The sequence below is a fragment of the Thiohalocapsa halophila genome, assembly GCF_016583825.1.
Lineage (GTDB): Bacteria > Pseudomonadota > Gammaproteobacteria > Chromatiales > Chromatiaceae > Thiohalocapsa > Thiohalocapsa halophila.
Genome location: NZ_NRRV01000070.1, coordinates 1 through 13,355 on the forward strand (window position 1 = coordinate 1; position 13,355 = coordinate 13,355).

General features: G+C 69.7%; 8 protein-coding genes and 1 pseudogene. 8 read left to right on the top strand and 1 reads right to left on the bottom strand.

What is annotated here, in order from left to right:
• Window positions 1-162: 162 nt before the first annotated feature.
• The 4 genes and pseudogenes from CKO31_RS21235 to CKO31_RS21255 all read left to right on the top strand — a co-directional run.
• Window positions 163-303: pseudogene (locus CKO31_RS21235) on the top strand (tyrosine-type recombinase/integrase); the annotation flags it as partial.
• A 354-nt stretch (window positions 304-657) separates the two neighbouring features.
• On the top strand, window positions 658-3,567 hold the full coding sequence (locus tag CKO31_RS21245) for a DEAD/DEAH box helicase (protein WP_242475557.1): 2,910 nt from the start codon (window positions 658-660) through the stop codon (window positions 3,565-3,567).
• Window positions 3,564-4,850, top strand: coding sequence for a ribonuclease H-like domain-containing protein (locus CKO31_RS21250; protein ID WP_200241183.1), 1,287 nt, complete (start codon window positions 3,564-3,566; stop codon window positions 4,848-4,850). Before CKO31_RS21245 ends, CKO31_RS21250 begins: the two co-directional genes overlap by 4 nt.
• 142 nt (window positions 4,851-4,992) lie before the next feature.
• Window positions 4,993-5,649: a response regulator transcription factor gene (locus CKO31_RS21255; protein ID WP_200241185.1), complete on the top strand. Its 657-nt coding sequence runs from the start codon at window positions 4,993-4,995 to the stop codon at window positions 5,647-5,649.
• Window positions 5,650-5,680: 31 nt separating this feature from the next.
• On the opposite strand, the gene CKO31_RS21260 is transcribed toward CKO31_RS21255, so the two are convergent.
• Window positions 5,681-7,912 (bottom strand): M1 family metallopeptidase, encoded by a 2,232-nt coding sequence (locus CKO31_RS21260; protein ID WP_242475558.1) that lies wholly within the window; start codon window positions 7,910-7,912, stop codon window positions 5,681-5,683.
• Between the two features lie 182 nt (window positions 7,913-8,094).
• Between CKO31_RS21260 and CKO31_RS21265 the strand changes: the two genes are divergently transcribed.
• The 4 genes from CKO31_RS21265 to CKO31_RS21280 all read left to right on the top strand — a co-directional run bounded on the left by CKO31_RS21265 (window position 8,095) and on the right by CKO31_RS21280 (window position 13,232).
• Entirely contained in the window at window positions 8,095-9,279 is a 1,185-nt protein-coding gene (locus CKO31_RS21265) for a ChaN family lipoprotein (protein ID WP_200241187.1), read from the top strand.
• A 142-nt stretch (window positions 9,280-9,421) separates the two neighbouring features.
• The gene (gene trhP / locus CKO31_RS21270; RefSeq protein ID WP_200241188.1) at window positions 9,422-10,810 is read left to right on the top strand and encodes a prephenate-dependent tRNA uridine(34) hydroxylase TrhP; all 1,389 of its coding nucleotides are present in this window, start codon (window positions 9,422-9,424) and stop codon (window positions 10,808-10,810) included.
• 146 nt (window positions 10,811-10,956) lie between these two features.
• Window positions 10,957-11,466, top strand: coding sequence for a hypothetical protein (locus CKO31_RS21275; protein ID WP_200241190.1), 510 nt, complete (start codon window positions 10,957-10,959; stop codon window positions 11,464-11,466).
• A gap of 89 nt (window positions 11,467-11,555) precedes the next feature.
• Window positions 11,556-13,232 (top strand): amidase family protein, encoded by a 1,677-nt coding sequence (locus CKO31_RS21280; protein ID WP_200241192.1) that lies wholly within the window; start codon window positions 11,556-11,558, stop codon window positions 13,230-13,232.
• The last annotated feature ends 123 nt before the right edge of the window (window positions 13,233-13,355 follow it).

Here is a 13,355-nt window from a genome sequence, read left to right on the forward strand (position 1 = left end):
TTGATATCTTCGATGTGCTCGGCACTCAGGTTGCTGACCGGGATGCTGCTGGAATCCGGAATCATGGGCTTTGGATCGATATCTGAGAAACTGCGCGAAGTATCTCACATATCGGTATATTCCAAAGCGGAAATCACCTAAGTGGACGGCACCGGCATGCGGCTCATGGAGCACGGCTACGACATCCGCACCGTGCAGGAGCTGCTCGGGCACAACGATGTGTCCACGACCATGATCTATACGCACGTGATGAATCGACCGGGCGTGCTGCCGGTGCGCAGCCCGGTGGATGGGTTGGTGTGAGCGGATCGTCGGTCTCGCTGCGCCGGTGCCTTGATGGGGTGGGGCTGTTGCCGCGGCTTCTGGCTTTGGCGTGCGGATTCCAACGATTCGGGGGCCCGTGGGGAGGCTCCAGTGCAGCGCTGCGGAAACCCTGAGATCCCGCGATTACTTGCCGGCGGCGGACTTGAGTCCGCCTGTCCCCGGGGGGGCGACTGAAGTCGGCGTACCCGGGGGCGGGCTCGCGAGCTCGGCCGTGCTGCGCGAGCCATGTCCAGGGGCCGGCTCAGGCTGCGCTGGCGCAAGCCCATCGCGGCACAGGCTCACGGGCTGAGCCTGTGCTGCGGTAGGCTCCGGGAAACCCACCCGGAGCCTGCCATGTCTGCTGTCTTCGATGATTCGTCTGCCCGTCCTGGTCCCTCTGGGCTCGATCCGGCGCCGCCCGCTGGACCGGCAGTCGTCGGTGAGGGCGCCTCCACCACGCCGCAGGAGGACCGCGTCCACCGCCTGCTCGGGGGGCTCAAGCGCAAATACGGCGCGCGCATCACCGGCGAGCTGGCGATGCCGGCGCAGGCCGCGCGCTTTGCCGAGCTGCCGGAGGGGCTGCACCCAAGGCTGCGGGCGGCGCTGGCGGCGCGGGGGCTGACGCGGCTGTATGCCCACCAGCGTGAGGCCTGGGAGCGGGTGCAGGCGGGGGAGCATCTGGTGGTGGCGACGCCGACGGCTTCGGGTAAGACGCTCTGCTACAACCTGCCGGTGCTGGATGCGGTGCTGTCGCGGCAGGCGAAGGCGTTGTATCTGTTTCCCACCAAGGCGCTGGCGCAGGATCAGGTGGCGGAGCTGTCGGAGCTGAATCAGGCGTTGGCGGGGATGGAGCGGGCTGCGCAGCAATCGGGAGGGATATCGCCGTCGGGATCGGGGTCGCAATCGATCGCTCGCTCGGATGCTCGCTCGGATGATGGCGGTGGACAACGGCGCAAAGGGGGTGGGGGAGCTGGTTTCGACAGCGATACCGACAGCGATCCCGATCCCGATCCCGATTTCGATCTCGATTCCGACCGCTGCCGTCAGGGCGATTGCGTGACTCGCCGGGGGTCCTTGGGTATCAAGGCGTTCACCTTCGACGGCGACACACCGGGGGATGCCCGCAAGGCGGTGCGCACCCGCGGCGACATCGTGCTGTCGAACCCGGACATGCTGCACCAGGCGATCCTGCCGCATCACACCAAGTGGGCGCAGTTCTTCGAGTCGCTGCAGTTCGTCGTGGTGGACGAGCTGCACGGCTACCGCGGCGTGTTCGGCAGCCATGTGGCCAATGTCTTCCGGCGACTGCTGCGCATCTGCCGGTTCTATGGGGCCAAGCCGGTGTTCATCTTCGCGTCCGCCACCATCGCCAATCCGGCGGAGCTGGCGGGGCGGCTGATCGGCGAGCGGGTGCATGCGGTCACCGACAGCGGCGCGCCCCGGGGCGAGCGGCAATTGCTGCTCTGGAACCCGCTGGTCATCGACCCGGATCTCGGCATCCGTGCCTCGGCGCGCTCGCAGACCACGCGCATCGCCCGGGCGGCCACCCGGCAGGGGCTCAAGAACATCGTCTTCGCCCGCTCGCGGCTGATGGTGGAGGTGATCACCAAGTACCTGAAGGACGTCTTCGACCGCGACCCGCGCCGCCCGCCGCGGGTGCTGGCCTACCGCGGCGGCTACCTGCCGAGCGAGCGCCGCAGCGGCGAGCGGGCGCTGCGGGCGGGGCGGGTGGACTGCGTGGTGAGTACCTCGGCGCTGGAGCTGGGCGTGGACATCGGCGCCCTGGACGTGGCCGTGCTGAACGGCTACCCGGGCACCATCGCCGCCACCTGGCAGCGGCTCGGCCGGGCCGGGCGGCGCAACCGGCCCAGCCTGGGCGTGCTGGTGGCCACCAGCGATCCGCTGGATCAGTACATGGTGCGCCACCCCGAGTTCTTCCTCGGCAGCTCGCCGGAGCACGCGCGCATCCACCCGGACCAGCTCCTGATCCTGATGGACCATGTGCGCTGCGCGGCCTTCGAGCTGCCCTTCCGCGATGGCGAGGGCTTCGGCGACTGCACGGAGGACTTGGGCGAGATGCTCGGCTACCTGCGCGATGAGGGGCTGCTGCAGCGCCAGGGGCCGCAATGGTTCTGGGTGGCGGACAGCTATCCGGCCAACGCCGTGTCCCTGCGCTCGGTGGCCGAGGGCAACTTCGTGGTCATCGACACCACCGACGGCAAGCAGACCATCATCGCCGAGGTGGACTATTCGGGCGCCCCCGGCACCGTCTACGAGGGCGCCATCTACATGGTGCAGTCCCAGCCGTATCAGGTGGAGAAGCTGGACTGGACCGGCCGCAAGGCCTATGTCACCAAGACCCGGGCGGATTACTACACCGACGCCATCGACTACACCAAGCTCAAGATCCTGGCGGAATTCGACCGGCGCGGGATGGTGGCGGGGCAGCGCGGGGCGGCTGCCGACCGTCGTCATTTCGATACCGATACCGATACCGATACCGATCCCGGCAGCGACAGCGATAGTGAGACCGGCTCCGGCGCCGAGGCCACCGCGGCCGTCGCGCACGGCGAGGTGCATCTCGTGCGCCGTTATCCGGGCTACAAGAAGATCCGTTACTACAGTCACGACAACATCGGCTACGGCAACATCGACCTGCCGGACCAGGAGATGCACACCACCGCGGTCTGGTGGCAGCTGCACCCGCGGGTGCTGGCGCAGGCCGTCGCCGCCACCTTCGGCAGCCGCGAGCGGTTGGTGGAGGGCTTCCTCGGCGCCGCCTACGCCCTGCACCATGTCGCGGCGCTGCGGGCCATGGCTGAGGTGCAGGACCTCGGCCGTGCCGTCGGCGACGGGCAGGGGCGCTGGTTCGCCACGGTCGGGGCGGACGGTCGCGGGCAGTTGCGCGGGCCGGACAACCAGCCCCTGGACGAGCCGCCGGCGGGCGGTTTCGAGCCGACGCTCTTTCTCTACGACAACTACCCGGGCGGTGTCGGCCTCTCGGCGCCGCTGTTCGATGCGGCGGCGGTGCTGGTCGCCGATGCCCTGGCCCTGGTGCGGGACTGCGCCTGCACCGGCGGCTGTCCGGCCTGCGTGGGGCCGATTCTGCCGGGGGACGAGCAGCGGGTACTGCCGCCCAACGCCCTGGCGCTGTCGGTGCTGGCGCTCTTCGCGGGCGGGGCCGCCGGCGACCACGGCGACGGGGCGGGCAGTGAGGCCCTGGTCGCCGCAGGGTCGTCGCCACAGCGGCGGAGCGACGCATGAGCAGCCTGCGTGAGCGACTGCGGCGGGTGCGTGGCGAGGCTGCTCCGGGCGCGGGCGCGCCCACCGAGGCGAGCCGCACCCGGCCGAGCCTGACCGAGCGGCTGAAACGCTTGGGGGCGGCCCGCGCCAACGCGCCCGAGCCTGATCCCGAGCCGGCGCCGGCGTCGGCCCGACCACCGACGGCTGCGGCCACACCGGACCGGGCGCACGACGAGGCGGCCCTGGCCGCCGCGCTCGGCGCCGAGCGCCTCGCCCCCGGCGTGCTGCGGGTGACCCACAGCCGTCCACTCGCCCTGGCGCACGGGCGGTGCGCGCTGCACCCGGACCCGGCTGCAGTGACTCTGCTACAGCCGGATGCCCCCGCGGACCCGGCGGGCTGGGTCGCGCTGGACACCGAGACCAGCGGCCTCGCCGGCGGCACCGGCACCTGGGTCTTCGTCGTCGGGCTCGCGCGCTGGCGCACGGACCGCCTGGAGCTGGTGCAGTACCTGCTAACGCGCCTCGACGCGGAGGCGGACCTGCTGGCGCAGCTCAACACGGACCTCGCGGCGGCCGAGCTGCTGCTCAGCTACAACGGCAAGACCTTCGATGTGCCCTTGCTCGCCGCCCGGCTGCGTTTGGCGCGGCTCGCCGATACGGCCTCCGATCTGCTCCATCTGGACCTGCTGCACCCGGTGCGGCGGGCGTTCGCCGGGGTCTGGCCCGATTGCCGCCTGGCCAGTGTCGAGCGCTTCCTGCTCGGCCATGAGCGTGCCGACGACCTGCCCGGCGCCGAGGCGCCGGCGGCTTGGCTGGACTGGCTGCGCCGCGGCGACGGCCGCCGCCTGGGGGCGGTGCTGGCGCACAACCGCGTGGATCTGCTCTCCGTCGCGGCGCTGCCGGCGCGCCTGGCCGCGGCGCACCGGACTCCGGCCGCCCACGGCGGTGACGTGCTGCGCATCGCCCGCTGGTGGCTCGCGGCGGGGGACAGTGCCGGCGCCCGGCAGCTGCTGGCCGCTGCGCCGGCACTGGACGCGCCGGCGCGGCACCTGCTGGCGCGACTGCACCTGCGGGCTGGCGATTGGCGCGCAGCCGTGTCGCTGTGGGAGCCACTCGCTGCCGACGGCGATGCCGGCGCACTGGAGGCACTGGCGAAGCATTACGAGCATCGCGCCAAGGACCCTCGGCGGGCACTGGCCTATGCCCGAGCCCTGCCGGCCGGGCCGGACACCGAGCATCGCTGTCGGCGTTTGATGGACAAGGCGCTAGGCAATTTAGGCCCGCACCCTGACTTGATTGAATGAGCGGATAGATGTCATTGACGATTGTGGGGTCTATGGCGGTATAAAGGTGGGTGAATCGTCGACCGCTGTCCGCGCCCCCTGTCTGCGCCCTCTCTTCGCGCCGGGTGTTCGGTGGGCAAGTCGCTGCGACCGGAGGCCACGCATGACCATTCTCAAAGTCGTTCTCGCCGACGACCATAAAATGATCCGGGAGTCCCTAGGGGCGCTACTGTCCAGCGAGCCGGACATCAAGGTCGTCGCCTACGCCGGTGATGGCGCCGAAGCCATCACCCTGGCACAGGCTTGGAAGCCGCATATCGTGCTCATGGATGTCTGCATGCCGGTCGTCGACGGCATCGAAGCGGCAATGCGCATCGTCAAGCAACTGCCTCAGACCCGAGTCATCGCGCTGTCGGCGCAAGGCGAGCGGCCCTTCGTGTCGCAGATGGTGGAGGCCGGCGTGCAGGGGTATGTGCTCAAGGACGAATCCGTCGCCACGCTGGCGCGTGCGGTGCGGGCCGTCGCCGCCGGTCAGACCTGGCTGCCCGAGCCCACGCAGATCCTGAGCGGCCCCGAGAAGCGGCTGCTGTCGCGGCGTGAGCGCCTGGTGCTCAAAGAGCTCGCCGAAGGCAAGCGGGCGCGGGAAGTGGCCGAGGTCATGGGCATCAGCACCAAGACCGTGGATACCTACCGTCGGCGCATGATGTCCAAGCTCGGGCTCGTATCCCAGGCGGAGCTGGTCAAATACGCCGTGGCCCTGCACGGCGGCGTCGGCACCGGGGTGCGTGGGTCGGCGGCGCCGGTGGGCCAGTCGGCCTAGTGCACACCCGCTAGCGTCCAGAGCCCCTTCCTTACCGCTCGACCAGGGTGCTCGGCGTCGGCATCTCGAGCGCCGGGCGGGCGTCCGTGAGCCATTGCGTGAGGGCGGAATCTCCGGGAGGCCATTGCCCTTTGACCCGATTGTCCGGTGCATCCCCGCTGAAGGTCAGATAGCCGTATTTGCCGTAGTGGGGCAGCTTGCGCGCCAGACCGGGCACCGCTGCCGGCGTGGCCGCGGCCACCCAGCCGATGGGGCGCGTCGCGTCGCCCACGGCAAGCGCCGCACTGACATCGTCGTGCACTGTCCCCTCCAGGGTCAGCTGACGGGCGTCGGCATCGATTTCGAGTCCCGGCGCTTGGCTGGCGACGGTGTCGGCGAAGGCGTTCTCCCAGCCGAAGAGCCAGACGGCACGATCCTGCGGCAAGGCGTCCAGGGCGTCGTCGACGGCGATGTCCCAGCCGCTGTGGCCCCGTTGCCAGGCTTGCGCCAGATTGCGATAGGCCCGTCGTTGGGGCGCCGGTGCCGCCGCCGGCAGGACCATCAGCCCCTGCTCGGCGCCGAAGAGATTGCTGAGCGACGCCGGTGACTCCTCCGGCAGCAGCTGCCGGAAGGTCTCGAACTGCGGGTCCACGGCCACGCGCGCCGGCGCGGATGCCAGCTTGGCCGCGAAGCGCGCGGCGCGCTCGTCGAAGGACGCGAGCACCCGCCGCGCAGTGCCGCGCTCGGAGTTCACCACCACCGGCACCTGCATGGGAAAGGCCGGCGTGCTCTGCACCTGGTAGACGCTGCCGGCGACGCGATAACCCCCACCTTCGGCCTGCTCGACCTGAACGTCGCCGAGCTTGAGCTGGGCGGCGCCCGTGCGGGTGGTCCAGTCGCTGAAGAAGTCTCCCAGATCGCGGTTGCTCGCCAGCTCGAAGGCGAATTTCAGGTCGTCGAGGTCCGCAGTGCGAAAGCGATTCTCGTGGTAGAAGCGGCGCAGCCCGCTGCGGAAGGTGTCGTCGCCGAGCATGACCCGCAGCATGTGCAGGGTCATCAGCATCTTGCCGTAGCCGATGGCCTGGGAAGCGCTGCCATGGCGGCCGCGGAACTCGGTCAGTGGGAAGTCCTTGCCGTCGCGGACATAGTCCGCATAGGCCTTGAGCTGGTCGCGGCGGTAGCTGGCGCCCTCGCCGGCCAGCGCCTTGTTGAGATGATCGGATAGGTAAGCCGTCAGCCCCTCGGCCCAGTTGCCGGCGGCATAGTCCACATAGACGCTGTTGCCCCACCAGTTGTGGAGGATCTCGTGGGGGTAGGAGCTGTGCAGGATGAACGGCAGGCGCATGACCCGCGAGCCGAGCAGGGTGAAGGAGGGCATGCCATAGCCCGTCTCCCAGAAGTTTTCCACCAGTGCGAATTTGACGTAGGGGTACTCGCCGATGAGCTCGCTGTACCGGGCGAGATAGTCCGCTGTTGCGTCCAGGTAACGTGCAGCCAGGTCGGCATCCGGCAGGCGCAGATAGGCCTGGGCTTCACCATGGGGCGTCTCCTGCCGATACAGCTTGAACCTCGCCGCGATGAGATAGAGCTCATCCTGCGGCTGCTCCTCGGTCCAGCGGATACGGGCGCCGTCGTCGCCGATGCGCTCCGGTCCGGCCCCCTGGGAGACCGCGAGCCAGCCGGGCGGCAGCCGCACGTCCAGCTGCATGCGGTTCAACGCGCCGGGCACATTGGGATACCAGCCCGTGTAGCCGGTGAGAAACACACCGTCGGCGTCGATGGTGCCCACCAGCTGCTGGCGCTCGCGGCCCATGCCCTCGCGCACGCTGGTGAGCGAATGGCGGATGCGTCCACCGTAACCCAGGGTGACGGTGTCGCCCGCGCCAGGCGTCAACCGGAAGCGCTCAAAATGCCCGTCCCGGCCGATGCGCTCGAGCACGGCCTCGCCGTCCACCACACGCGGCTCCAGTCCACGGTGCAGCAGGAACACGACTTGCTTTGTGTCCGCGGGCAGCGTCAGCGTATCGGTGGCGCGCAGGGTACCGGCCTCCGGCCCGAGCACGGCGTCGATACGATGGCCAATGACGGGCTGTTGCTCGACGGCCCCGCCGGGCAGCGGGGTCGACAGCAGCACCGCCAGCACCATGAGCACCAGCGCAACCCCGGGCAAGGACTTGGGCGGCGGCGCCGACGACCTGGGCCCATCCAGCAGCTGTGACGCGTCGGGAGACCTTTTCGCAATCGCTGCTGGGGTGAAATCGGGGAACTTCGGGGGTCGGCGCATGGTCGCTCCGTGGTCGCTTCGGCGGTGAGCCGGCGCGGCTGCGTTGCGCGGCCGCGCCGATTCGGTGGTCACGGCCGCTTGCCGTGTCCGGGCTGGGGCGCACTGCGTCGGGACCCGCCCGGGACGGCAGCCCGCTGCGCCCCCATAATGGAGATATCGAACAGACAATCACAGCTGGTGCCATGATCCAACGCGTCTTTAATTTCCTATCCACGACTGCGCTCCTGACCGCGGCCTTCACCGCGGCGTCGGCGAGTGCGCCGGACACCGAAGCCCCGAGCGCCGGCATGCTGCCCGGTCAAGACGAAATCCGCGACACGGCCACCGCCGTGGTGGACACCGCCCGCGTCGCCGGCATCGACGATCTGCTGGCGCGGCTCGGCGACAAGCGCGTGATCTACATCGGCGAGTCGCATGATCGCTACGAGGATCACTTGAACCAGCTGCGCATCATTCGGGGCCTGCACGAGCAGGGGCACGACCTCGCCATCGGCATGGAGTTCTTCCAGCAGCCCTTCCAGGCAGCGCTGGATGCCTTCGTCGCCGGCGAGATCAGCGAGTCGGAGCTGCTGAAGCGTACCGAGTACTTCACGCGCTGGCGCTTCGACTATCGGCTCTACCGCCCCATCCTGCGCTTCGCGCGCGAGCACGATATTCCGCTCATCGCCCTGAATCTGCCCAAAGAGATCACGGATCAGGCCGGCGACGGCGGCATCGACTCCCTGATCCCGGAGCATGCGGCGCTGATTCCGGCGGACATCGACCGCGACGACCCGGCGTACCGCGAGCGTGTCGAGGCCGTCTTCGCCATGCACCCCAAGGACGACGACGCGGACTTCGAGCACTTCCTGGATGTGCAGCTGCTCTGGGACGAGGGTATGGCCGCGCGCGCCGCCGGGTATCTCCGCGGGCATCCGGACAAGACCCTGGTGGTGCTCGCGGGGACCGGCCACGTCGAGTACGGCCACGGCATCCCCGACCGCGTGGCGCGGCGCATCGACGTCCCGGCGGCGACGGTGGTGAGCGGCAAGATGCGCCCCTTCGACCCGGCGCTCGCGGACTTCATCCTCTACCCGCAGCGGGTGGAGCTGCCGGCGACCGGCCTGCTCGGCGTCATGCTCGACACCGAGTCCGGCGGTGAGGGTCTCGGCATCGACGGCTTCAGCGAAAACAGCGGTGCCAAGGCCGCCGGCGTGGAAGCCGGCGACCGTATCGTCAGCGTGGGCGACAGCGCCATCGACAGCTATGCCGACATCCGCATCGCCCTGATGGACAGCCGCCCCGGCGAGACGCTGCCCGTGGAAGTGCTGCGCGAGAAGATGATCGGCGGCAGCGAGCGCCTGACCTTCGACGTGGAGCTGCATTGAGGAAGGGCTGAGGGGGAAGTGCGGAGGGGGAAGTGCGCGGTGCGGGGTGGGAAGTGCGTGGTGCGAGGCGCCCTGCGTTGCATGTCCTTTCCCGGGTCCCCCGCGCCGTGAACACCGTCGTCCCAGCTGCGCTGATACTGCCATGACCGCGACCACGCCGCGCAAACCCGAGCTGCTCGCGCCTGCCGGCACGCTGAAGGCCCTGGAGTATGCGCTGGCCTATGGGGCCGATGCCGTATACGCCGGCGTGCCTCGCTACAGCTTGCGGGTGCGCAACAACGACTTCGACCTCGCCAACCTCGGTGCCGGCATCGAGACGGCCCACGGTCAGGATCGGCGCTTCTATGTCGCCGCCAATGCGCTGCCCCACGGCGCCAAGGTCAAGACCTTCCTGGACGACATGGCGCCGGTGGTGGCGCTGAGCCCGGATGCCCTCATCATGGCCGATCCGGGGCTCATCCTGCTGGTGCGCGAGCGCTGGCCCGAGCTGCCCGTGCATCTGTCGGTGCAGGCCAATACCACCAATGCCGCGGCGGTGCGCTTTTGGCAGCAGCAGGGCATCACCCGGGTGATCCTGTCGCGGGAGCTGTCGCTCGCGGAGATCGCCGAGATCCGCGCGGCCTGCCCGGAGATAGAGCTGGAAGTCTTCGTGCATGGCGCCGTCTGCATCGCGTACTCCGGCCGCTGTCTGCTCTCGGGCTATTTCAACCATCGGGACGCGAATCAGGGCAGCTGCACCAACGCCTGCCGCTGGGAATACCGGCTGGTGCAACCGATGGCAGCCGCCGACGACAGCGCCAGCCCCGCAGCTCCGGGAACGACCGAGTCGGACCCCAGCGCCGCGTCCCTGTCCGCGGCCGCCGCGCTCGGCGCCGAGGGGGCGCATGCGCAGGAGCGCCACCGCAACGCAGACGAGGTCTGGTTGCTCGAAGAGGCACGCCGCCCGTGCGAGTACATGCCCGTGCTCGAGGACGAGCAGGGCACGTACATTCTCAATGCCAAGGATCTCCGCGCGGTGCAGCATGTGGCGGCGCTCGCGGCCATGGGCATCGATTGTCTCAAGATCGAGGGCCGGACCAAGTCCCACTACTATGCGGCACGGACCGCGCGGGTATATCGCCAGGCCATCGATGATGCCGCTGCCGGGCGGCCCTTCCGCCATGCGCTGATGGATGAGCTGGAGGGCCTCGCCAACCGCGGTTACACGGACGGCTTCTATCGCCGTCAGGCGGGGTCGGCGGCGCAAAACTACAGCGACGGTGCCTCGCGCAGCCACCGCCGCATCTTCGTCGGCGAAGTGATCGGGCCGGATACGGAGACCGGCCTGGTGCAGGTGGCCGTTAAGAATCGGTTCGCCGTGGGCGACGAGCTGGAGCTGATCACGCCCGGGGGTCTGCGGCGCTGGCGCCTGGAAGCGATGCTCGGGCCGGACGGCGCCCCTTTGCGCACGGCCCCTGGCGACGGCTGGCGGGTGCGGCTGCCGCTACCCTGGCCGCAAGCGAGGCTCGGGCTGCTGGCGGCGACGATCTGATGCACTGGCGGTGAGCCCGCAGCCGATGAGCCCAGCGCCCGGCGCAGCCGGCGGCTGAACGGGCGTTACCGTCGCTTAACGCAGGCCTGTGGTCGGGCCAGCTGTTAAGCTCTTATCTAAGGTCGTGTAACCCACATGACGCCGCCATGACCGCCAATTTGCTGTACGCCGCCGTGGTTGCCGTGCGCGAAGTCGCCAATGTGGTGCTGCTCGGCAGCTTGTTCTTCCTGTTGTTCGTGCAACTGCCGGCCATCGCGCGGCTGAAATCGGCGCGCGCGCGCCTGGCGCTGCGCAAGGCGAGCTTCGGACGCCTGTTTCTGTGGGGCTGGCTCGGTCTCGGGGTGCTGTGGCTTACGGCCCTCTACGATCTGCTGCGGGTGGATGGGCCGCTGCCGCTGCACAGCAGCGCTGCGGCCGTGCTCGCCGCAGTCTTCACGCTGATTTTCATCATTGCCCAATTCGGGATCTACTTACAGTCCATTATCGCGCTCGACGAGGGCAACTCCGAGCGCGCTGCCTGGCTCAATCACCAGCTGCACTGGGTGCTGCGCTTCGCCTTCCTGCTGGCGCTGGCGGTGCTGATGCTGCACCAGCTGGGGCCGGTGCTGATCCCGCCCGAGGGTTTCTCTCTGCAAGACCTGTTGCCGCAGGGCTGACGGCCGCGGGCGCTGTGCCGCGCTGGGCCGGCGGTACCCGCCGCCGACGCCTTCGGGTATTCTCCGGCGCGGGCTAGGGGAGTCGAAGAATGAGAAAAGCGCGTGCGGCCCTGCAACGCTGGGCGTCGACGCTCTGCGCCGGCGTCTGTCTGGGCGCTGTTTTGGGGACGCTGTCCGCCGCGCCGCCCGACCCGGCTGCGCCCGGGCCCCCGCAGGCGGCGCTCGACCTCATGGAGGCGGACATCGCCGAGGTGCAGGCGGCCTTCGCCGCGGGCGAGCTCACCGCGGAGACCCTGACCCGCGCCTATCTCGCACGCATCGAGGCCCTGGATCGGGTCGGGCCGCAGCTCAACAGCCTCATCGCCGTCAACGCCCACGCCGCCGAGGACGCCGCCGCGCTGGACGCAGAGCGCGCCGAATCCGGGGCGCGCGGGCCGTTGCACGGCATTCCCGTCATCGTTCGGGACGACCTGGATACCCTTGAGCTGCCTACCACGGCGGGCTCGGCCACGCTGCGCGGCCACGAGCCCCTGCGCGATGCCTTCGTGGTGGCGCGATTGCGGGCGGCCGGTGCGGTGATTCTCGCCAAGGCGAATCTGAGCGAGCTCGGTCTCGCCGTCGGCCGACCCGGCTATAGCTCCGCCGGCGGCCAGACCCGCAACCCGTACAACGCCCGCCGCGCACCGTCGCTCGCGGGTGACGGCGTCGCCGTCGCGGCGAGCCTGGGCATGCTGGCGGTGGGCACGGACAGCATCGGCGGCCTGCGCGGCCCCGCCGCCGTGTCGGCTGTGGCCGGCCTCAGGCCCAGCCTCGGACTCACCAGTCGGGCGGGAGTCGTGCCGACGGCGCTCAGCGTCGAAGTCACCGGCCTGCTCGCGCGCAGTGTCCCCGATCTGGCACTGGCCCTGGAGGCCATCGCTGTCGAGGATGCCGCAGACCCGCGCACCGCCGACCCGCCCGAGCGCCCTGAGCACTACGCCGAGGGGCTCGCGGAGGCCACGCTGGAAGGGGTCAGATTGGGCGTCGCGGAGGACTATCGCGGCGGCAACCGCGAGGTGGACCGCGTCTTCGCCGGCGCGCAGGAGCTGCTGCGCGCTCAGGGCGCGGTGCTGGTGGACGTGACCCTGCCCGACAGCGTTCTGAACGCGGGCAGGGATATTCTGGATCGGCTCATCGAGACCGAGTTTCGGGATCAGGTGAACGCCTATCTGCTGCACACTGAGCAAGGCATGCCGCACAGCCTGGCGGAGCTCTTGCGCATGAGCGAGTCGCCGCTCATCGCCGGCTCGCCGACGCCCGTGCAGCCAGCGCGCCTCGGTGCCTATCGTGCGGCCTTGCGCAGTCCGGGACTCGCCGATCTGCATTATTTGCATATCCTCTCCAGCCGGCTCCCGGCGGCGCGGGCCGCCGTCGCCAAGGTCTTCGCCGACGGCGAGCTGGATGCCTTGGTGCTGCCCACCATGCTCTGCCCGGCCTCCTCGCTGCTGCACGACTACGACAGCAGCTACGACTGCGATGCGGATGATCCGCTCCAACCCGCCTACCTCGCGTCGGTCGCCGGCCTGCCGGAGCTGACCCTGCCCATGGGCTGGACCGATGCCGGCCTACCCCTCGGACTCTCGCTTGTCGGCAGGCCCTTCTCCGAGGCACATCTGCTCGCCCTCGGCCGTGCCTTCGAGCAAACCGCCGCCGCGCGCCGCCCGCCGGATTTGCCGGCGGTTCCCCTCCCGCCACCACTGTCAAGCGGCGACAGCCCAACACAGTAGCGGACAAATTGGCCCGCCTTGTCCACGGACCATGGCCATAAGGCGCAGTCCACGGTATGCTCACGACTGTCGGTGAGCCAGGACTCGCCCTGGGTGTGACGAGCGGGGGCTCGCCGCTGCCCG

What these genes read in the sequence shown, in the direction of transcription:
- CKO31_RS21250 (WP_200241183.1), top strand. Translation starts at nt 3,564, where the DNA reads ATGAGCAGCCTGCGTGAGCGACTGCGGCGGGTGCGTGGCGAGGCTGCT.
- CKO31_RS21265 (WP_200241187.1), top strand. Translation starts at nt 8,095, where the DNA reads ATGATCCAACGCGTCTTTAATTTCCTATCCACGACTGCGCTCCTGACC.
- CKO31_RS21275 (WP_200241190.1), top strand. Translation starts at nt 10,957, where the DNA reads ATGACCGCCAATTTGCTGTACGCCGCCGTGGTTGCCGTGCGCGAAGTC.
- CKO31_RS21255 (WP_200241185.1), top strand. Translation starts at nt 4,993, where the DNA reads ATGACCATTCTCAAAGTCGTTCTCGCCGACGACCATAAAATGATCCGG.
- CKO31_RS21245 (WP_242475557.1), top strand. Translation starts at nt 658, where the DNA reads ATGTCTGCTGTCTTCGATGATTCGTCTGCCCGTCCTGGTCCCTCTGGG.
- CKO31_RS21280 (WP_200241192.1), top strand. Translation starts at nt 11,556, where the DNA reads ATGAGAAAAGCGCGTGCGGCCCTGCAACGCTGGGCGTCGACGCTCTGC.
- CKO31_RS21260 (WP_242475558.1), bottom strand. Translation starts at nt 7,912, where the DNA reads ATGCGCCGACCCCCGAAGTTCCCCGATTTCACCCCAGCAGCGATTGCG.
- trhP (WP_200241188.1), top strand. Translation starts at nt 9,422, where the DNA reads ATGACCGCGACCACGCCGCGCAAACCCGAGCTGCTCGCGCCTGCCGGC.